21 protein-coding genes are annotated in these 19,213 nt (G+C 72.5%); 7 read left to right on the top strand and 14 right to left on the bottom strand.

Annotation, left to right across the window (positions count from 1 at the left end; translation table 11 throughout):
* Positions 1–40: 40 nt before the first annotated feature.
* The 8 genes from mutM to rsmD all read right to left on the bottom strand — a co-directional run bounded on the left by mutM (position 41) and on the right by rsmD (position 5,413).
* Positions 41–898, bottom strand: a complete 858-nt coding sequence (mutM, locus tag ABZS42_RS20780; RefSeq protein ID WP_355147607.1) for a bifunctional DNA-formamidopyrimidine glycosylase/DNA-(apurinic or apyrimidinic site) lyase — start codon at positions 896–898, stop codon at positions 41–43.
* Positions 891–1,706, bottom strand: a complete 816-nt coding sequence (gene rnc, locus ABZS42_RS20775) for a ribonuclease III (protein ID WP_355147605.1) — start codon at positions 1,704–1,706, stop codon at positions 891–893. Before rnc ends, mutM begins: the two co-directional genes overlap by 8 nt.
* On the bottom strand, positions 1,703–2,686 hold the full coding sequence (locus tag ABZS42_RS20770; RefSeq protein WP_355147603.1) for a phosphate acyltransferase PlsX: 984 nt from the start codon (positions 2,684–2,686) through the stop codon (positions 1,703–1,705). Before ABZS42_RS20770 ends, rnc begins: the two co-directional genes overlap by 4 nt.
* A 114-nt stretch (positions 2,687–2,800) precedes the next feature.
* Positions 2,801–2,974: a 50S ribosomal protein L32 gene (rpmF, locus tag ABZS42_RS20765; RefSeq protein ID WP_076470490.1), complete on the bottom strand. Its 174-nt coding sequence runs from the start codon at positions 2,972–2,974 to the stop codon at positions 2,801–2,803.
* Between the two features lie 5 nt (positions 2,975–2,979).
* Positions 2,980–3,543 (bottom strand): YceD family protein, encoded by a 564-nt coding sequence (locus ABZS42_RS20760; RefSeq protein WP_355147601.1) that lies wholly within the window; start codon positions 3,541–3,543, stop codon positions 2,980–2,982.
* Positions 3,544–3,653: 110 nt separating this feature from the next.
* Positions 3,654–4,151 carry a hypothetical protein gene (locus ABZS42_RS20755; protein WP_076470488.1) on the bottom strand — a complete coding sequence of 166 codons (498 nt, stop codon included), beginning with the start codon at positions 4,149–4,151 and terminating at the stop codon, positions 3,654–3,656.
* 213 nt (positions 4,152–4,364) lie between these two features.
* The gene (gene coaD, locus ABZS42_RS20750) at positions 4,365–4,853 is read right to left on the bottom strand and encodes a pantetheine-phosphate adenylyltransferase (RefSeq protein WP_355147599.1); all 489 of its coding nucleotides are present in this window, start codon (positions 4,851–4,853) and stop codon (positions 4,365–4,367) included.
* Positions 4,850–5,413 carry a 16S rRNA (guanine(966)-N(2))-methyltransferase RsmD gene (rsmD, locus tag ABZS42_RS20745; protein ID WP_355147597.1) on the bottom strand — a complete coding sequence of 188 codons (564 nt, stop codon included), beginning with the start codon at positions 5,411–5,413 and terminating at the stop codon, positions 4,850–4,852. The genes coaD and rsmD overlap by 4 nt, the downstream gene beginning before the upstream one ends.
* 292 nt (positions 5,414–5,705) lie before the next feature.
* On the opposite strand from rsmD, the gene ABZS42_RS20740 reads away from it, so the two are divergent.
* A complete protein-coding gene (locus ABZS42_RS20740; protein ID WP_355147595.1) occupies positions 5,706–6,854 on the top strand; it encodes an LPXTG cell wall anchor domain-containing protein in 1,149 nt (382 codons plus the stop codon).
* 108 nt (positions 6,855–6,962) lie between these two features.
* Here the strand turns inward: ABZS42_RS20740 and recG are convergent, their stop codons facing one another.
* Positions 6,963–9,161, bottom strand: a complete 2,199-nt coding sequence (gene recG / locus ABZS42_RS20735; RefSeq protein ID WP_355147593.1) for an ATP-dependent DNA helicase RecG — start codon at positions 9,159–9,161, stop codon at positions 6,963–6,965.
* A gap of 37 nt (positions 9,162–9,198) precedes the next feature.
* A complete protein-coding gene (locus tag ABZS42_RS20730) occupies positions 9,199–10,809 on the bottom strand; it encodes a DAK2 domain-containing protein (protein ID WP_355147591.1) in 1,611 nt (536 codons plus the stop codon).
* 218 nt (positions 10,810–11,027) lie between these two features.
* Here ABZS42_RS20730 and rpmB point away from each other — a divergent pair, with 218 nt between their 5' ends.
* Positions 11,028–11,219: a 50S ribosomal protein L28 gene (rpmB, locus tag ABZS42_RS20725; protein WP_013284551.1), complete on the top strand. Its 192-nt coding sequence runs from the start codon at positions 11,028–11,030 to the stop codon at positions 11,217–11,219.
* A 184-nt stretch (positions 11,220–11,403) separates the two neighbouring features.
* A complete protein-coding gene (locus ABZS42_RS20720; protein WP_355147589.1) occupies positions 11,404–12,657 on the top strand; it encodes an ATP-grasp domain-containing protein in 1,254 nt (417 codons plus the stop codon).
* 24 nt (positions 12,658–12,681) lie between these two features.
* On the opposite strand, the gene ABZS42_RS20715 is transcribed toward ABZS42_RS20720, so the two are convergent.
* Positions 12,682–13,125, bottom strand: coding sequence for a GNAT family N-acetyltransferase (locus tag ABZS42_RS20715; protein ID WP_355147642.1), 444 nt, complete (start codon positions 13,123–13,125; stop codon positions 12,682–12,684).
* Between the two features lie 42 nt (positions 13,126–13,167).
* Positions 13,168–14,106, bottom strand: a complete 939-nt coding sequence (locus tag ABZS42_RS20710) for a thiamine-phosphate kinase (RefSeq protein WP_355147640.1) — start codon at positions 14,104–14,106, stop codon at positions 13,168–13,170.
* Between the two features lie 146 nt (positions 14,107–14,252).
* Between ABZS42_RS20710 and ABZS42_RS20705 the strand changes: the two genes are divergently transcribed.
* On the top strand, positions 14,253–14,486 hold the full coding sequence (locus ABZS42_RS20705) for an Lrp/AsnC ligand binding domain-containing protein (protein ID WP_076470483.1): 234 nt from the start codon (positions 14,253–14,255) through the stop codon (positions 14,484–14,486).
* Positions 14,487–14,531: 45 nt separating this feature from the next.
* Positions 14,532–15,131, top strand: coding sequence for a DUF3515 family protein (locus ABZS42_RS20700; RefSeq protein ID WP_355147638.1), 600 nt, complete (start codon positions 14,532–14,534; stop codon positions 15,129–15,131).
* Between the two features lie 65 nt (positions 15,132–15,196).
* Here the strand turns inward: ABZS42_RS20700 and ABZS42_RS20695 are convergent, their stop codons facing one another.
* Positions 15,197–16,303 carry a D-alanine--D-alanine ligase family protein gene (locus tag ABZS42_RS20695; protein ID WP_355147587.1) on the bottom strand — a complete coding sequence of 369 codons (1,107 nt, stop codon included), beginning with the start codon at positions 16,301–16,303 and terminating at the stop codon, positions 15,197–15,199.
* Positions 16,304–16,512: 209 nt separating this feature from the next.
* Here ABZS42_RS20695 and ABZS42_RS20690 point away from each other — a divergent pair, with 209 nt between their 5' ends.
* On the top strand, positions 16,513–17,802 hold the full coding sequence (locus ABZS42_RS20690) for an ATP-binding protein (RefSeq protein WP_355147585.1): 1,290 nt from the start codon (positions 16,513–16,515) through the stop codon (positions 17,800–17,802).
* A gap of 65 nt (positions 17,803–17,867) precedes the next feature.
* Here the strand turns inward: ABZS42_RS20690 and ABZS42_RS20685 are convergent, their stop codons facing one another.
* Positions 17,868–18,086: a hypothetical protein gene (locus tag ABZS42_RS20685; protein ID WP_355147583.1), complete on the bottom strand. Its 219-nt coding sequence runs from the start codon at positions 18,084–18,086 to the stop codon at positions 17,868–17,870.
* A 276-nt stretch (positions 18,087–18,362) separates the two neighbouring features.
* Between ABZS42_RS20685 and ABZS42_RS20680 the strand changes: the two genes are divergently transcribed.
* Complete coding sequence (locus tag ABZS42_RS20680; protein ID WP_355147581.1) at positions 18,363–19,208, top strand: helix-turn-helix transcriptional regulator; 846 nt, start codon at positions 18,363–18,365, stop codon at positions 19,206–19,208.
* The last annotated feature ends 5 nt before the right edge of the window (positions 19,209–19,213 follow it).

Below are 19,213 nucleotides of genomic sequence, written 5' to 3'. Positions count from 1 at the left end.
CGCCCGGCCGCGCCCGCACCGCTCCCGGCGACCGCCGTGGTCAGCCGCGAAGTGGCGTCCGAGGCCGCGGCTGGCAACGCGGACAACTGTACGAGGACCGGTTCATGAACGGTTCACGGCGGATCGGGGTGCCGCAGCGCCGGCACGGCTCGCCCTCGCGTCCGTAGGCGTTGAGCGACCGGTCGAAGTAGCCGCCCTCACCGTTCACGTTGACGTAGAGGGCGTCGAAGCTGGTGCCGCCCGAGGAGATGGCCTCACCCAGCACGTCGCGGACGTGCCCGAGCAGCCGTTGCGCGGCCGGCCCGGTCAGCGCGTCGGTGGGCCGGGTGCCGTGCAGCTGGGCACGCCAGAGCGCCTCGTCGGCGTAGATGTTGCCGACACCTGAGATCAGCGTCTGGTCGAGCAGCGCGCGCTTCACCTCGGTACGCCGCCGGCGCAGCGCGGCCACGAACGCCGCGTCGGAGAAGAGCGGATCCATCGGGTCCCGGGCGATGTGCGCGATCTCGGCGGGCAGTTCCGCCCCACCCTCGCTCACCGCCAGCCCGCCGAACGTGCGCTGGTCCACGAAGCGCAGCTCCGGGCCACCGTCGGCGAACCGGAACCGGACCCGCAGATGCGTCTCGTCGGGCGCGTCGGCGGGCTGCAGCAGCAGCTGACCGGACATGCCGAGATGGCCCACCACCGCGTCACCGCTGTCCAACGGCAGCCACAGGTACTTACCGCGGCGCCGTACGTCCAGCACGGTCCGCCCGGCCAGCACGTCGGCGAAGTGCACGGCACCCAGGAGGTGCCGGCGTACCGCCCGCGGGTGGCGTACCTCGACGGAGCTGATCCGGCGTCCGGTCACCCACTGGGCGAGCCCCTGCCGGATGGTCTCGACCTCAGGCAGTTCAGGCACGGATCGGGTCCGTTCCGGCGGCGTCGCCGCGCGTACCGTCGGCACCATCCGATCGGTCGGCCGCGCCGGCCTCGGAGTCGACCTGCCCGTCCTGCTCCGCCTGCTCGGTGAGGGTCCGCCAGGCCGCTTCCGCGGCCCGCTGCTCGGCCTCCTTCTTGCTCCGCCCCTCGGCACCGCCGTACCGGTTGCCGGCGACCACCACCCAGGCGGTGAACGTCTTCAGGTGATCCGGCCCGGTGCCCTCGATCCGGTATTCAGGTACGCCCAGCCCGAGGGCCGCCGTGAGCTCCTGCAGGCTGGTCTTCCAGTCGAGCGCGGCACCCCGTCCGGCCGACTCGGCCATGAGCGGGTCGAAGAGCTTGTGGATCACGGTGGCGGCGCTGTCCAGGCCGTGCTGGAGGTAGATCGCGCCGAGCAGCGCCTCCAGCGTGTCGGCGAGGATGCTCGCCTTGTCCCGGCCACCGGTGGTCTCCTCGCCCTTGCCGAGCAGCAGGTAGGCGCCCAGCCCCTCGGGACCGAGACCACGGGCCACGTCGGCCAGGGCCCGCATGTTGACCACGCTCGCCCGCAGCTTGGCCAGCTGGCCCTCGGGCAGGTCGGGATGGTTGTGGAAGAGCGCCGTGGTGATCACCACGCCGAGGACCGAGTCACCGAGGAACTCCAGCCGCTCGTTCGTGGGCAGGCCGCCGTTCTCGTACGCGTAGGAGCGGTGGGTCAGTGCGCGCTCCAGCAGCTCCGGGTCCAACGAGATGCCGAACGCGGCCTCGAGGTGCCCGACGGACGCCCGTCGCCGCTTGTCGTTGCTCATGGTGTGGTTACCTCGGTGTCGATGATGTGGTCGTGGCCCTTCCAGGCGTGCCCGGCGAGCAACGCGGCCATCTGGTCGGTGGCGCGGTGCCGCCACAGGTGGGCGGCGAGTGCGATGCCGGACGCGACATCGGCGGCAACGGCGGCACCGTGGCAGACCACCACCGTGCCAGAGACGCCGAGTAGGGCCGCGGCCCGGGGAGCGCCGCCGCCCGCCGGGGGGCCGCCGGCCATCGCGTACGCGCCCTCGACCGCCTTGAGCAGCACGTTACCGGTGAACCCGTCGGTGACCACGACGTCGGCACGCGCGCCGGACGAGACGTCGTACCCCTCGACGAGACCGACGTAGCGGGCACCGCAGGGCAGCGGTTCGGCGGCGAGCACGGGATCGGCGGTGCGCCGGGCCCGGTCACCCTTGCCCGCCTCGGTGCCGACGGAGAGCAGTCCGACCCGGGGTGCGTCGACCGCGTGCGCCACAGCGGCGTACGCGGCCCCGAGCACGGCGTGCCGGGCGAGGATGCCCGCGCGAGGCTCCAGGGAGCCGCCAACGTCGAGCAGCACGACCGGACCGTCGACGGCCGGCAGGGTCGCCACGAGGGCGGGGTGACGGATCATCGGCCAGCGGCCGAGTCCGAGCGCGGCGGCGGTGACGGTGGCGCCGGTCGAACCGGCGGACACCATGGCGTCGGCGGCGCCGTCGCGTACCGCGGTGACGGCGTCGCGTACGGTGCTCGCCTCGCGTGCGGCGCTGGGATGGTCGGACATCCGGACCGCGGCGCGGACCGGGCGCACCGTGATCCGGACCCGGTCCACCGGATCCAGGGCAGCGATCACCGCGTCGGCGGCCTCGGACGGGCCGACGAGCAGCAGATTCAGGTCCGGATCGGCGCGTATGGCCCGCAGAGCGCCGTCAACCACGACGGCGGGAGCGTCGTCCCCGCCGAGGAGGTCAACGGCGATCCGCACGGTGCCCGGCTCCATCGGAACGCCGGCCGGAACGGACCGGCCGGCGTCGGAGGGAGCCGGGGCACCGGGCGATTGCCAGGGCGCGCGCGCCGCCCGACCAGGGGTCGGGGGCGTCACTCGGCGTCCAGGTCAGACCTCGAGGACCTGACGGCCGTTGTACGTGCCGCAGACGGAGCAGGCGGCGTGCGGCAGCTTCGGGGACTTGCACTGCGGGCACGCCACGGTCGCGACCGCCGCGGTCTTCCACTGCGCCCGGCGGGACCGGGTGTTGCTGCGCGACATCTTGCGCTTGGGGACGGCCACGGTTCTTACTCCTCTTTACGGGTCAGTTGCGACAGGCTTGCCCATCGCGGGTCGATCTGCTGGTGGCTGTGGTCGGCCGGCAGATCGTCCCAATGCACCCCGCACTCGGGGCACAGGCCTGGGCAGTCCTCCCGGCAGAGCGGGTTGGTCGGCAGTGTGAGCACCACCGCGTCCCGCAACGCGGGTTCCAGGTCGATCAGATCGCCCTGCATCCGGCCCACCTCGTCCTCGTCGGTCGTGGTGTCCGTGGTGCTGTTCTCGTACGCGTACAGCTCCTGGATCCGCACGACCACCGAGTCGTTGATCTCGCGCAGGCAGCGGCCGCACTCGCCCCGGACCGGACCGCTGACGGTCCCCGAGACGAGCACACCCTCGGACACCGACTCCAACCTCAGGTCGAGGTCGAGGTCCGCGCCCTCCGGCACGCCGATCAGCTCTACGCCGAGGTCCTCCGGTGCCGGCACCACCTGCTTGACCGTACGCAACGCGCCAGGCCGACGCGGCAGGTCCCTCGTGTCGAGGACCAGCGGCGACCTGGGGTCGAGTGGGTTCGGCGTGTGTTTAGGCATAGTTAGACTCCGGCCGTACGAGGCCGACAAGCGAGGTTACCTGGGCGACCGCCGGACCGTCGAACCGGGGGCCGACGGCCACCTCGCGTACCGGCTGGCTGTGGTGCCGCTCAGAAGGGTAGCGGGCGCTCCGCCTCGTCACCGCCGAAGGTTCCGATCTCACGGAGCGCATGCATCTTGTCACGGCCACGCTCGATCGAGGCGAGCGCCCTGGTCAGGAACTGCTCGAAGTTGGCCAGGGCGGTGTCGACGTAGTCGTCGACCTCCTCGCGCAGCCGCTGGGCCTCGGCCCGTGCCTCGGCGATGATCCGCGCACCCTCGTGTTCGGCGGACACCGTGATCTCGTTCACCGAGACCAGGCGGGCGTGTTCTGCCTCACCCTCGCTGATGATCCGGTCGGCCTCTCGCTTGCCGGCTTCCATGATCTTGTCGCGCTCGTCCAGCAGCGCGGCGGCCCGACGCAGGTCGGCAGGGAGTTCGGCGCGCAACTCGTCGAGGGCGGCGATCATCTCGCCGCGGTCGACCATGCAGTTGTTCCGCGACATCGGGACGGACCGCGCCGTATCCACCATGGCGATCAGTTCGTCGATGCGATCGAGCGGGTCCACCGGTACCTCACTCCTGTCGTTCGTCGGCCGATCTCCATGATGCGGGCTACGGCCAGTTTCCCGCTCCACCCATCATCTCGCGCGGTACGGCTCGACCGCTTCCCCCGACGGCCCGGCGAGTCGAGCCACCCGGCGGTCCGGCCGGCTCGCGACACTCCCCCACCGATCGCCCGCGAAGGGCGGACGACCGGCCTCGACCGTCGAACCGGCGGGTCAGGGACGGGTGGGCGGGGAGAGACGGGCGAGAAGTTCGGCGCGGACCCGGTCGGGGACGTGCGCGGAGACGTCGCCGCCCCACTTGGCCACGTCCTTCACCAGGCTGGAGGAGAGGAAGGAGTAGAGCGGGTTGGTAGGCATGAAGAGCGTCTCGACCCCGGCCAGCCCCATGTTCATCTGCGACATCTGGAGCTCGTAGTCGAAGTCGCTGACCGCCCGCAGGCCCTTGACCAGTACGCTCGCGTGCTGCGCGCGGCAGAAGTCGACGAGCAGCCCGCGGAAGGACTCCACTCGGACGTTGTCGTACGAGGCGGTCACCTCGCGGAGCATGTCGATCCGCTCCTCGACGGTGAACAGACCACTCTTCGACTGGTTCACCAGCACCCCGACGATCACCTCGTCGAAGAGCCGGCTCGCTCGGCCGATGATGTCGAGGTGTCCGTTCGTGACCGGGTCGAAGGAGCCGGGGCACACCGCACGTCTCATGATCGGCGACCGTACCAAAGAGTGGTCTCCCCGTAACGACGACTGCGCTCGCCGGTGACACCCGGCACCCAGCCCAACGGGGCGCTCCGGCTGGACCGTTCCACCACCACGAGAGCGTCCGGCGCCAGCCAATCGTGCTCCACGAGGGCGGTCAGCATCGCCGTGATCTCCTCGTCCGACACGGCGTACGGCGGGTCCGCGAAGACCACGTCGTACGGCTCGCCCGCCGGCCCGCCGGCCAGCACCGTGGCCACCCGGCCGGTGACCAGGCGGGCGGCGGGGCCGGCGCCGAGGGCGGCGACGTTGTCCCGGATCACCCGGGCCGCCCGGGCGTCCGCCTCCACCAGCAGGACGTGTTCGGCGCCCCGGGAGAGCGCCTCCAGCCCGACGGCTCCGGAGCCGGCGTAGAGATCGGCGACGCGGGCGCCCCCCAGGTCGACCTCGGTCTGCACCGCGCTGAACAGCGCCTCCCGCACCCGGTCGGAGGTCGGCCGGGTGCCCGCGCCGGGCGGCGCGGCGATCCGCCGTCCGCCGAACGTCCCCGCCACGATCCGGGTCACGGTCTCCCCCTGTCCATACCCACGACGCTACGCGACGGCCGACGTGCGGCGGACGCAGCGGGTCCGGCCCACGAACTCGTGCGGAGGACCACCGCCGACATCGATACGGAGTCCCGGCATGACTACTCGTATATCTAAGATCACGAATTTACAACATCATCCTTAGGGATCGCTGAGCGCTGTAACGCGCCGTGCCGGGTCGCTATGGTCTGCCGGGTATCGGGCACAGCGTGAAAACTCCGCCCCGCCCGACACGATCTCCTACCTCCAACCCCCCAGTCATGGAGTAGACGTGAATCGTCTGAGCTTCCGACGCGCCGTGGCGGTAGCCGCCGGCGCGCTGCTCGGCCTCGGCGGCGTCGCCACGTTCGCCGCCCCGGCCAGCGCCCATCACAGCGAGCTCAAGGTCACCGCCGAGTGCGACAGCGCCACGGGTGAGTGGGTCACGACCTGGACGGTCGGCACGGTTGCCCCCGAGGGTGTACGGAACTACAAGCTGATCAAGGCCGACGCCGTGAGCAACCGCGGCGAGGAGGTCGGCCAGTTCACCATCGACGGCATCCAGGCCGGCACCGTGCAGGGCAAGGAGTACCCCTACGCGGTGGGCGAGCCCGTGGTGGGTCAGGCCCGGCTGGCGAACGACGTCACCGAGGCGTCGCTCACCGTCCGCGCCAAGTGGGACAACGGGTTCAAGGAAACCAAGGCGAAGAGCACCTCGATCAAGTTCAGCGAGAGCTGCGACAAGGTCGTCACCCCGCCGCCGGCCACCGCCAGCCCCAAGGCCACGGTGACCGCCGACTGCACGGGTGACGTCGCGGTCAAGCTGGAGAACGGCGAGGAGGCGACCAAGGCGGCCTCGTTCACCGTCACCGGTGCCGACGGCTTCAGCAAGAAGGCGACCGTCGAGCCGGGCGAGGACAAGACGGTCGAGGTCCCGGCCAAGAACGCCGGCAAGATCACCGTCACCGAGGAGGGGCAGCAGGAGCCGCTCTTCGACGACAAGCCCGCCGCGGCCGAGGACTGCGTCAAGCCCGGTGAGCCGTCGGGCGGCTACCTGTCGACCTGCGACGAGCTGATCTTCGAGATCTCCAACCCGGACGACGGCAAGACGGTCACCATCACCTTCACCCCGAACAAGGGTGAGGCGAAGACGCTGACCGTCGAGCCCGGCAAGACCGGCACCGTCGCCTTCAAGGCCGAAGAGGGTCTGACCGTGACCCCGACCGGCGAGGGCCTCGACGAGACCGAGCCGATCGCCTGGGAGAAGCCCGAGGAGTGCGCCACCCCGGCTCCGGGCCAGGGTGGCGGCGAGGACGAGCCGACGCTGCCGCTGACCGGTGCCGCCACCAGCGCCATCATCGCCGGTGCGGCTGTGCTGCTGGCCGCCGGCGTGGTGCTGTTCCTGGTGGCGCGTCGCCGCAAGGTGCGCTTCACCGCCTGAGCACCACTGAACTGAACCGAGGGCGCGTCGACCATCCGGTCGGCGCGCCCTCGGCGTACCTGCCCGGCCCTCGCCGCGACCCGCCGGGCACCCCGGTCGGGCCCCGCGTCAGCCCTTCTCCAGATACTCCGCCCGTTCCTCGTCGACCAGGGCGGCCACCGAGGCGGCCAGCGCCGGATGCGCGGTCAACTCCGGATCCTCCTCGACCAGGGTGATCGCCTCGGCCCGCGCGTCCCGGATCAGATCCGCGTCACGCAGCAGGGACAGCAAGCGCAGATGCGATCGACGACCGGACTGGGTCGCGCCGAGCACGTCGCCCTCACGGCGCTGCTCCAGGTCGAGCTCGGCGAGCTTGAAGCCGTCGGTGGTGGAGGCCACCGCGTCGAGCCGTTCCCGGGCGGAAGTGCCTTCGAGCGCCTCGGTGACCAGCAGGCACAGGCCGGCCGCCGAACCCCGGCCGACCCGGCCTCGCAGCTGGTGCAGCTGGGACACACCGAACCGGTCGGCGTCCAGCACGATCATCACGGTGGCGTTCGGCACGTTGACCCCGACCTCGACCACGGTGGTGGCGACCAGCACGTCGAGTCCCCCGGCGGCGAACGCCCGCATCACCGCGTCCTTCTCGTCGGCGGGCAGCCGCCCGTGCAGCACGCCGATGCGGAGCCCGTGCAGCGGCCCCTCGGCCAGCAGCGGCGCCACCTCGGTCACCGCCAACGGCGGACGCCGCCCGGAGTCGTCCTCCCGGGGCGCCTCCTCCTCCGCGGCCGGCCCGTCACCGATTCGCGGGCACACCACGTACGCCTGGTGCCCGGCCGCGACCTCCTCGCGCAGCCGACGCCAGGCGCGGTCGAGGAAGGCCGGCTTCTCGGCGGCCGGCACCACGTGCGAGCCGATCGGCGACCGCCCCTGCGGCAGCTGGGAGAGGGTGGAGATCTCCAGGTCGCCGTAGACCGTCATCGCCACGGTGCGTGGGATCGGAGTTGCCGTCATGACCAGCACGTGCGGCGGCTGGTCGGCCTTGGCCCGCAACGCGTCCCGCTGCTCCACCCCGAAGCGGTGCTGCTCGTCGACCACCACCAGCCCCAGGTCGGCGAAGTCGACCCCTTCGTAGAGCAGGGCGTGCGTGCCGATCACGACGCCGGCGCGTCCCTGCGCCACCTCGGCGAGCGCTCGCCGTCGGGCCGCCGCGCCGAGCGAGCCGGTGACCAGCTCCACCCGGGTCGCGTCGGGCGCGGCGTCCAGCTCCCCGGCCCGACCGAGCGGGCCGAGCAGGTCGAGGATGCCCCGGTAGTGCTGGGCGGCCAGCACCTCGGTCGGCGCGAGCAGCGCGGCCTGCCCGCCGGCGTCGACGACCTGGAGCATCGCGCGCAGCGCGACCACGGTCTTGCCGGAACCGACCTCGCCCTGGAGCAGCCGGTGCATCGGATGCGCGGTGGCCAGATCGGCGGCGATCTCCCGACCGACGGTCTGCTGCCCGGAGGTCAGCTCGTACGGCAGCCGGGCGTCGAACGCGTCCAGCAGGCCGCCCGCACGCGGCTCCCGGGCCTTCGCCGGCCAGTCGGCGGCCCGGTGCTTGCGCTGCACCAGCGTCAGCTGCACGGCGAACGCCTCGTCCCACTTGAGCCGGCGCCGGGCGCGGTAGAGCTCCTCCTTGCTGGTGGGCCGGTGGATCTCCCGCAGCGCGGGCCCGATGCCCACCAGGTTGCGGCTGCCCCGCACCGCCGCCGGTAGCGGATCCTCCGGCGGGGTGAAGGTGTCCAGGACCACCCGGACGCACCGGGCGATCACCCAGGTCGGCACCGCCGCGGCCGCCGGGTAGACCGGGATCAGCGCGCCGGCGAACTCCTCGACCTCCTCATTGGCCGCCGCCTCACCCTCGCCCCCCTCACCGAGCAGGACGTACTCCGGGCCGTTGAGCTGCCGCTTGCCCCGGAACTCGGTGACCTTGCCGGCGAAGAGCCCCCACCGCCCCGGACGCAGCTCCCGCTCGCGCCAGGCCTGGTTGCCGAAGAAGGTGAGGGTGAGCACCCCGCCGGAGCCGTCGCCCACGGTCACCTCGAGCAGGTTGCCCCGGCGCTGGCGCATCGGCCGCACCGCGGTGCGCTGCACCTGGGCCAGCACCGTCACCTGCTCGCCGACGTCCAGTGAGCGGATGTCGGTGTGCTCGCCGCGCTCGTCGTAGCGACGCGGGAAGTGGTAGATCAGGTCGCCGGCGGTATGCAGGTCGAGGTGGGATGCCAGGGCCTTGGCGGTCTTCTCCCCGACCAGCTTCTTCAACGGCGTGTCAACGGTGGCCGGTTCGCTCATGCGGCACCACCCGTGCCGAGCCCGATGATTCGCTCGCTCATTCGACCCCCACCAGGAGCGGATAGTACGGTTGCCCGCCCGGGTACGCGTGCACCTCCACGAACGGCCAGCGGCTCCCCACGTGCGCGCGGACCGCTTCGACGAGCCCGGCCGGTGCGTCGGCTCCGGAGATCAGGGTGACCAGCTCGCCGCCGCCGCCGAGCATCCGGTCGACCACCGCGACGCAGGTGCCGACGAGATCGACGCCGATCAGGTGCACCTCCCCCTCGACCAGGGCCAGCACGTCGCCGGGCGCGCAGGGCCCGGCGACGGTGAGCGCCGCGCGACCGGCGTGGCAGACCTCGGCGTAGCGGCAGGCCCCCGCCGCCTCGGCCATGGCGATGACGTCGTCCTCGAAGCGTCGCCCCGGGTCACGGACCGCCAGGGCGGCCAGCGCCTGCACCGGGGAACGGGTGGGCACCACACTGACCTTGACACCCAGCCGGTGCGCCTCCTTCGCGGCGGCGCTCGCCACCGCTTCGGTGTTGCCGTCGTTGGGCAGCACCACCACCCGCGCGGCGCCGGTGGCCCGGATGGCGTCCAGCAGCTCACCGGTGGACGGGTTGCCCGGAACCACTGTGGCGCCCTCGCCACGGAAGAGCTCGGCGATCCCGGCGCCGGGCGCCACCACCACCGCCGCCCGGCCGTCCGTAGCGGGGGTCGGCGGCGCGGTCCGGTCCGCGAAGCGGGTCACCGAGATCCGGTGCGGCCGGCCGGCGACCACACCCGCCTCGATCGCCGCGCCGACGTCGTTGACGTGCACGTGCACGTTCCAGGTGCCCACGTCGGCGGCCCCGTCCCCGACGATCACGACGGAGTCGCCCAGCGCGTCGAGCACACCGCGCATCTGGTCGACCGCCACCCGGTCGGCGTCGAGCAGGAACTGCACCTCGTAGGCGTACCGGTCGGAGCCGGCCTCCCGGACGGCGGTGGCGGGCGGGACGACCGCTCGCGGCGCGGGCACCGGCCGGGCCGGACGCTCCCCGGTCACCACCTCGACCAGGGCGTCCAGCAGCAGGCACAGCCCCCGGCCGCCCGCGTCGACCACACCGGCCCGGGCCAGCGCGGGCAACTGGTCGGGGGTACGCGCCAGCGCCAGCGCGGCTTCCCGCGCCGCGGCCCCGGCCACGGCGCCCAGGTCGTCGGTGTCCGCCTGTTCGGCCGCGGTGGCCGCCGCGGCGACCACGCTGAGCAGGGTGCCCTCGACCGGTCGGGTCACCGCCAGGTAGGCGGCGGCGGTCGCGTCACCCAGCGCGGAAGCCAGCGCCCGCCCGCGTACCGCCGGCACCGCGCCGGTCGCGTCGGCGAGACCGCGCAGGATCTGCGAGAGGATCACCCCGGAGTTGCCCCGGGCGCCGAGCAGGGCACCCCGGGCCATCAGCCGCAATGCGTGCCCGTGCGGCGTGGCCTCGCCGTCGGGGAGCGTGTCCAGGTCCATGGCGAGCGCCTGCTGGGCCGAGGTCAGCGTGAGCACCATGTTCGTGCCGGTGTCGCCGTCGGGCACGGGGTAGACGTTCAACTGGTCGATCTCGGTCTGGTGCCGCTTGAGCGCGGCCAACCCGTCCGCGCACCAACGGCGGACCGCGGCGGCGTCGAGGGTGTCCAGCACGGCGAGAAGCCTACTGGCGGCGGCGGACACCCGCCGGGCTCGCCCGGCGTGTCCCGCGGCCGCCCGCTATCCTGCTCGGTGGCTCCGGCACTCTGACCGGTGCTCGCCGCCCCGGCCCGGTTGGGCAGACCGGCAGGTCATCGGGTAACCTGGCCAGGTTGCCCGGGCAGCACCTGCGGCCGGCGACCTCATGAACGTTTCAATCTCAGGAGTATCCCGTGGCTAGCGTGTGCGACGTCTGTGGCAAGGGGCCGGGCTTCGGCCACAACGTGTCCCACTCGCACCGGCGGACCAACCGCCGCTGGAACCCGAACATCCAGTCGGTGCGTACCCCGGCCGGTGGCGGCACCACCAAGAAGCTGCAGGTCTGCACCTCGTGCATCAAGGCCGGCAAGGTCACCCGCGCCTGATCCGGCGGTAGCCGAACACATCCGATCACGACCAGCCGGCGGACTCACGTCCGCCGGCCTCGTCGTATACGCGAGGTCTGACAGGTAGCCGACGAGGCATAGACCATCGCCGTACGTCCGGTTAGGGTCTCCCTGCGCCGAGCGCCGGATCGTCCGGCGCGGCGCTCACGGGGAGGGGCAGGCCGTGCAGGACCTGGGCCGGGAGCAGATGATCATCGTGGGGGCCTCGCAGGGAATGCTGCGCTGGCTCGCCGACGACCTACCCGCCGCGAGCGTCGTGCTGATCGAGGAACCCGACGTGATCCGCCGCCGGGACATCGGCCGCCTCACCACCGAGCTGCCCTTCATCTCCCGGGTCGTCCCCGCCGAGTACCAGACGGGCCTCGACGCCGACGCGCTGATCGCGCGCGAGCCCGGGCTCACCGACGCCCGGCTGGTGATGCCCGGATTCGAGTGGTCGGTGGGCGCGAGCGCCCGCCTGGCCGAGGCGCTCGGGCTACCCGGCGCCGGGACCGCCGCCGCCGAGATCTTCACCGACAAGCACCGGATGCGGCTGCTGGCGGCCGAGGCCGGCCTCGCCAACCCGGCGTTCGAGCTGGTCGACGACCCGGCCGCGGCGACCGCGTTCGCCCGCCGGCACGGCGGCCGGTGCGTGCTGAAGCCCACCCGCCGCTCGGGCAGCCTCGGCGTGCAGATCCTCACCGATCCGGAGCTGATCGCCGACGCCTGGGCGGAGACCGCCGACCCGATGCTCACGCCGGAGGTCGCCGCTCGCGGGCTGCCCAGCGCCGTCCTCGTCGAGCAGGTGCTCGACGGTCGGGAGCACAGCGTCGAGCTGCTGGTCGTCGACGGTGAGGTCATCTTCGACAACGTCACCGACAAGCGGGTGATGCTCGGACGGCGCCCGGTGGAGGCGGGGCACACCGTGCCGTCCATCCTGCCCGACGACGGCCGGCAGGCGCTGCTCGACGCGGCCGCCCGGCTGGGCCGGGCCGCCGGCTTCGGCACCGGTGTGCTGCACAGCGAGTGGATCATGGCCGACGGCGTCCCGACCCTGATCGAGTGTGCCGCGCGGCTCCCCGGCGACATGATCACCGCGCTGATCTCGATCGCGTACGAGTGCGGGTTCGTCGAGGCGTACCTGCGGACGTTGCGCGGCGAGCGGCCCACCCTACCCACCAGGACGACCGGCGCGGCGGCGGCGGAGTTCCTGGTCGCCCCGCCCGGCACCATCACCGCCATCGAGGGCGTACGGGCGGCCCGCCGGGTCGCCGGAGTGCTGCACGTGCACTTCGATGTCGCCATCGGCTCGACGGTCGACGAGGTGACGCACTCGCTGGCCCGCAGCGGGCACGTGCTGGCCTGGGGTGCCGACCCGACCGAGGCCACCGCGACAGCCGGCAAGGCCGCCGAGCAGATCCAGATCGTCACCGCGTAGGGCCGGGCGGCCCGGAGTGCGGAGTCAGAGGGTACGGCCGAACGAGATGCAGCCCGGCGAGTCCTTGTAGTAACCGAAGTTCGGGATGCGCTCGTAGCCGGCCGAGGCGTACATGGCGATCGCCTCGGGCTGCTGGTCGCCGCACTCCAGGATCATCCGCTTGCGCCCGTGGGCGAGGGCCGAACGCTCGATCGCCGCCAGCACCGTCCGGGCCACGCCGCGCCCCCTGGCCTGCGGGGCGGTGTACATCCGCTTCAGCTCGGCCGTGTCGCCCTCCGCACCGTGGCCGCGCCAACCGCCGCAGCCGACGGGCTCACCGTCGAGGTAGGCGACGAGGAACGTGCCGTCCGGCGGGACGAACTCGGCCGCGTCCACCGGCGTCTCGTCGCCGCTGCCGCCGTACCGCGCGCCCAGGTCGGCCAGCGCGTCCCGGACGAGCCGCTGTGCCACCGCCGAGTCGAACGGCATGACACGGATGTCGATCTCAGTCACCGGCAAAGGGTACGACGCTCAGCGGAAGTGGTCCCAACCAGGCGATCCGGCGTACGGGCTCCCGTCGACCGTCACCCCGGAACCCGCGGTCACCTCGCCGATCGGCCGCCACGGCGCGGGCAGGGCCACGTCCGGCGGGAAGGTGGCGGCCAGCGCGTGGTCCTCGCCGCCGCCGAGGAGCCAGGCGTACGGGTCGGCGCCCAACGCCTGCGCCGCGTCGCGCATCTGCGGGGGCACCTCGAAGGCGTCCCGCCGCACGTCGACAGCGACCCCGCTGGCCTTCGCCACGTGTCCCAGGTCGGCCAGCAGCCCGTCCGAGACGTCGATCATGGCGGTGGCCCCGAGCTGGGCGGCCTGCGGCCCCGCCGGGTAGGGCACCTCCGGCCGGCGGTACGCCTCGACGAGCAGCCGGGGCGTGCGGAACCCGCGGGAGAGCACGGTCAGCCCGGCGGCCGCGTAACCGGTCCGACCGGCGAGGGCGACGACGTCGCCGGGACGTGCGCCGGAGCGCACCACCGGCGCACGCCCACCCAGGTCGCCCAGCGCCGTCACGGCGATGGTCAACGTGGGGCTGGCCGACATGTCGCCGCCGACCACGCTCGCGCCGACGGTGGCCGCCTCGGCCGCCAGCCCGTCGGCCAGCTCCTCCGCCCAGCTCAGTTCGAGCTCCGCCGGCATGCAGAGGGCGACCAGCAGTGCGGTCGGAGTGGCGCCCATGGCCGCGATGTCGGCCAGGTTCGCCGCCGCCGCCCGATGCCCGATGTCCCGGGCGCTGCCCCAGTCCCGCCGGAAGTGCCGCCCCTCCACCAGCACGTCGGTCGACGCGGCGACCCGGCCGTCCGGCGCGGCGATCACCGCCGCGTCGTCACCGGGCCCCAACAGGGTGGCCGGCCCGTGCGACAGGCGGGCGGTCACCCGCTCGATCAACCCGAACTCACCGACCGCTGCGACGCTCACTCGGTCACCCTCGTTCCGCTCCTGCTGCCCGGCCCCGCCGTGCTCGCTCAACGCATCTCCTCGACCACCGATAGGGATCGGACCTGCACCGTAAGGTAGTTTCACCCTTCGGGCCGCTCGACGCGGCGACGGAGGGAGGTCGAGTCGTGGTACAGGCGTACATCCTCATTCAGACGGAGGTCGGCCGCGCGCGTGACGTGGCCGGGCGGATTGCCGATCTCGCCGGCGTGGTACGCGTCGACGCCGTCACCGGCCCGTACGACGTGGTCGTCCTCACCGAGGCGAACACCGTCGACGAGCTCGGCAAACTCATCGTCAGCAACGTGCAGATGGTGCCCGGCATCACCCGCACCCTCACCTGCTCCGTGGTGCGGCTGTAAGTGGACAAGATCACTGAGACCCCCGCCGACGACCGGACCGACGAGCTGCCGGACGAGGCGCCCCCGGGTGCCCGGCGTGGCCAGGAGGGCACGAACCGGCGCGCGGCCCTGATCGCGACGTTGGTCGCACTGCCGATCACCCTGCTGGTGGCCGTGCTCGCCTTCATCCAGCTCGCGCCGGACTCGCCGGAGCCCGAGCCGAGCCCGTCGGCCACCGCTGCCCGGCCGCAGTCGACCGCGCCGGTCGAGATGGCCGCGCCAGCGCTCGCCGACCGGCCGGCCGTCCTGTGCCGTGCGCTGCTCTCCCAGCTGCCACCGACCGTCCGCGACCTGAACCAGCGTCCGGTGACCGCCGGGCCCGAGCAGAACGCCGCGTACGGGGACCCTGCCCTCACCCTGGCCTGCGGCGGCGCCGAACCGTCGCTCCCGCCCACGTCCGACGTCTACTCGGTCAACAAGGTCTGCTGGTACGCCGACGAACAGCCGGACGCCACCGTGCTCACCACCGTCGACCGGGAGACCGCGGTGACGGTGCGGGTACCCCGCGAGTACGGGGCGGCGTTGCAGTGGGTGCCGCAGATCTCGGACACGATCGTGGCCGCGGTTCCCTCCGGCGACGACATTCCCGCCGGCTGCCGGGGCTGACCTCGCCCCACCGGGCGGGCCCGCCCGGTTCCGGTCGCCCGGCACCCGCGCCGGCTGCCCGGGCGTCAGCGCAGGCCGACGCCCCGGGCGAGGGCGGTGCGGACCAGGCGGTCGACCAGCTTCGGATATTCCAGCCCCGACATCGCCCACATCTTCGGGAACATCGACGACGGGGTGAAGCCCGGCATGGTGTTGACCTCGTTGAGGTAGACGTCCAGTTCCGGCGTGACGAAGAAGTCGGCCCGGGCCAGGCCGGCGCAGTCGAGCGCGGTGAAGGAACGCACCGCGTAGTCCTGGATCTCCCGGGTGACCCGCTCGGGCAGGTCGGCCGGCACGTCGTACTCGCAGGACGTCGCCGAGTCGATGTACTTCGCCTGGAAGTCGTAGAACTCGTGGTCGGCGACCAACCGGACCTCGGCGATCACCGACGCCTCGGGGCTGCCGCCGGCCTCCCCCTCCAGCACGCCGCACTCGACCTCACGGCCGACGATGGCGCTCTCCACGAGCACCTTCGGGTCGGTCTGCCGGGCCAGGGCGACCGCCGCGTCCAGGTCGGTCCAGTCGCTCACCTTGCTCACGCCGACGGACGACCCGGCCCGGGACGGCTTCACGAAGACCGGCAGGCCCAGCCGTTCCTTGTCGGCGTCACTCAACGTCATCCCGTTGCGCAGCACCGCGTACGGGCCGATCGGGATGCCCTCGGCGGCGCAGAGCTTCTTGGTGAACTCCTTGTCCATGGCGGCGGCCGAGGCGAACACGTTCGCCCCGACGTACGGGATGCCCGCCATCTCCAACATGCCCTGGATGGTGCCGTCCTCGCCGTACGCGCCGTGCAGGACGGGGAAGACCACGTCCACGTCGGCGAGCGCACGGGGACCCTCGACCTGGTCGAGCACCATCAGCCCGCGCCCGGTGGGGTCGGCGCGAAGCACCAGGTCCACGCCGGAGTCCGCCGTGATCTCCGGCAGCTGCCGGGCCCGGATGACGAGTTGCTCCGGCTCGCCGCCGGTGAGGACCCACTGCCCGGCCCGCGTGATGCCCACCGGCACCACCTCGTACTCGTCCGGGTCGAGCGCGCCGATGACGCCGCCGGCGCTGACACAGGAGATGCCGTGCTCCGGGCTGCGACCGCCGAAGACGACGGCCACGCGGGTCTTGCCAGGGGTGCTCACTCCGGTCACCTCTCGGGTCGACGGGCGCTGGTCCCTCACCGGTGACCTTACTGTGCGTGGTGGAGGGCTGCGGGCGATAACAGTCGAGAGGCGGCCACCTCAAGAATCGGTCAGCAGGCGATTACGGTGAGTAATCCCCCAGAGCGTGCGGGTCCACGTCACCGCACGGGTACGCGGGCTCGCCCGGCGCCCCACTACGCTGCTGCGCTGTGAGCTCGGACGCCCTCATCGACAGCCTGCAGGCGGCCCTCGACGCTCGCCCGGACGACCGCCCGCTACGGCTGCACCTCGCCACGCTGCTGTTGGACGCCGGCCGCGGCGGGGAGGCGATCGCCCAGATCGGTCAGGCGCTGGCCCGTGACCCGGGCGACGGGGAGGCTCAGGCGCTGATGCACCGCGCGCTCGGGGCGTCCGTACCACCGCCGAGGCCCGCCCCGGGCCCGGCGCCCGCGGCCGGATCCGCCGCGGCGACGGCGACCCCGCCCGCGTCGCGCCCGACGCCCACCGGCGCCGGCGGCGACCCGCTCTCCGCCTACGAGCAGGAGCTGGCCGACGTCGTCCCGCCGCGCTTCGCCGCCGCGGGCGACGAGCCGGAGCCGGTCGGCGGCGAGCACGACCGGCTGTACGACGTGGAGACCTCGACCGTCCGGCTGGCCGACGTGGGCGGCATGTCAGCGGTCAAGGAGCGGCTGGAGCTGGCGTTCCTCGGCCCGCTGCGCAACCCGCAGCTGCGCAGGATGTACGGCAAGAGCCTGCGCGGCGGGTTGATGCTCTACGGGCCGCCCGGCTGCGGCAAGACGTTCCTGGCCCGGGCGCTGGCCGGCGAGATGGGCGCCAAGTTCGTCTCACTGTCCATCGTGGATGTGCTGGACATGTGGCTGGGCAATTCGGAACGGAACCTGCACGAGCTGTTCCAGGCGGCCCGCCGCAACGCGCCGTGCGTGTTGTTCCTCGACGAGATCGACGCCCTCGGGCACAAGCGTTCGCAGGTCAGCTCGAGTTCGATGCGTACCCTCGGCAACCAGCTGCTCGCCGAGCTGGACGGCATGGAGGGCGACAACGAGGGTGTCTTCGTGCTCGCCGCCACCAACACCCCCTGGGACGTCGACCCGGCGCTGCGCCGCCCCGGCCGGCTCGACCGGGTCGTGCTGGTGCTGCCACCGGACGCCGGGGCGCGCGCTTCCGTGCTCGAGTACCACCTGCGGGAGCGGCCGATCGCCGGTATCGATCTACGCCGGATCGTGGCGGCGACCGAGGACTACTCGGGGGCGGACCTGGCGCACCTCTGCGAGACAGCGGCCGAGTACGCGATGGCGGATTCGGTCCGCAGCGGCGAGGTACGCATGATCGAGCAGCGGGACTTCGACCGGGCGCTCAAGGAGGTCCGCCCGTCGACCCGGCCCTGGATGGCCACGGCGCGCAACGTCGCGATGTTCGCCAACGAGGGCGGCGTCTACGACGATCTGGTCGCGTATCTGAAGAAGCGCAAGCTGCTCTGAACGGCGTACCCGCCGGGCCAGGGCGGCCGGCCCGACCGGCGCCGGTCGTGGTTGCTCCGATGTGGTCAGTCGCGGGAATGTCGTCGTCCGACGGCGATCACCTTCACCCGCTGCCGGCCGGCGCGCACCATGCCCAGCGCCATGAAGGCGCCGGCGATCCGCTCGGCCGCCTCGCGGTTGTTGGCACCGACAACCTGGCGGCGCCGTTCCGGAGAGGTCCGCTCGTTGCGGCCGTTCCCCTCGAACGGACGCACGTCGGTGAGCACCACCAGGAAGCGGGTCATCGCCGGCTCCCGGGGTGGTCGGGGTGGACTCGCGGACCGGTACGCACGCTCACTCCCTTCCGCCTGGTGGGAACGGCGTGGCACGCGGCGATCGGGTACGGGGGAGAAACCCGACCGCCGCGCGCCCCATCCCCTCCGGTCGCTCACCACCACCGTCGCCACGACAACCGGCGGTGAGGACGCTGTAACAGATTGACAGGTGTGCAGGCGTGAATGCAACTCTCACCGGCGTTCTCTCATGTACCGATTCCCAGAAAAATGTGCAACCATCGATGTATGGCTCCGAAGACCGCCCGCGCCCGCCGACTCGGGCTCGCCCTGCGCACCCACCGGGAGGCCACCGGCCTGACCCTGGAAGCGGCGGCCGACGAAATCAGCAGCACCCGTAGCACGCTCTCGCGCTACGAGAACGCCCAGTCACCGGTCAAGCCGGCCACCGTACGCGCCCTGCTCACCCTCTACGGCGTCGCTCCGGAGGAGATCGCCGCCGCAGTGCAGCTCGCCAAGGACGCCCGGAAGCCCGGTTGGTGGGTGTCCTACTCGTACCTCCTGGACCGCCGCACCATCGACTTCATCGCCCTGGAGGCCGAGGCGACCGGCATCGCCAACTTCGAGCCCTCGGTGGTGCCCGGCCTGCTCCAGACCGCCGACTACATCCGCGGCGTGATGCGAGGCGGCCCACACACCCTCAGCGACGACCAGGTGGAGCAGCGGGTCAAGCTGCGCCTCGACCGTCAGCAACGCCTCACCGGTGACGCCCCGCCGATCCTCGACGCCATCATCGACGAAGGCGCGCTGCTGCGACCGGTCGGCGACCGACCGGCGATGGAGGGCCAGCTACGACATCTGGTGAAGATGGCCGAACTGCCGAACATCACCGTCCAGGTGATCCCACTCGCCGCCGGATACCACCGGGGCACCCGAGGGTCGCTGCACATCCTGGAGTTCGCCGACCCGGAGGACCCGATCATCGCCTCGGTGGAGACGGTGGCCGGTCAGATGATCCTCGACGGTCCCGGTGACCTGCGCACCTGCACCAAGATCATGGAACACCTGCGGACCGTCGCGCTCAGCCCGGCGGACAGCCGCGACAAGCTTCTCGACCTCCTGAAGGGACGGTAGGACGG

Origin of the sequence: Micromonospora sp. NPDC005367 (assembly GCF_040606825.1) — a bacterium.
In the GTDB taxonomy this organism is placed as follows: domain Bacteria; phylum Actinomycetota; class Actinomycetes; order Mycobacteriales; family Micromonosporaceae; genus Micromonospora.
This window is presented reverse-complemented; position numbering and strand designations above follow the sequence as displayed.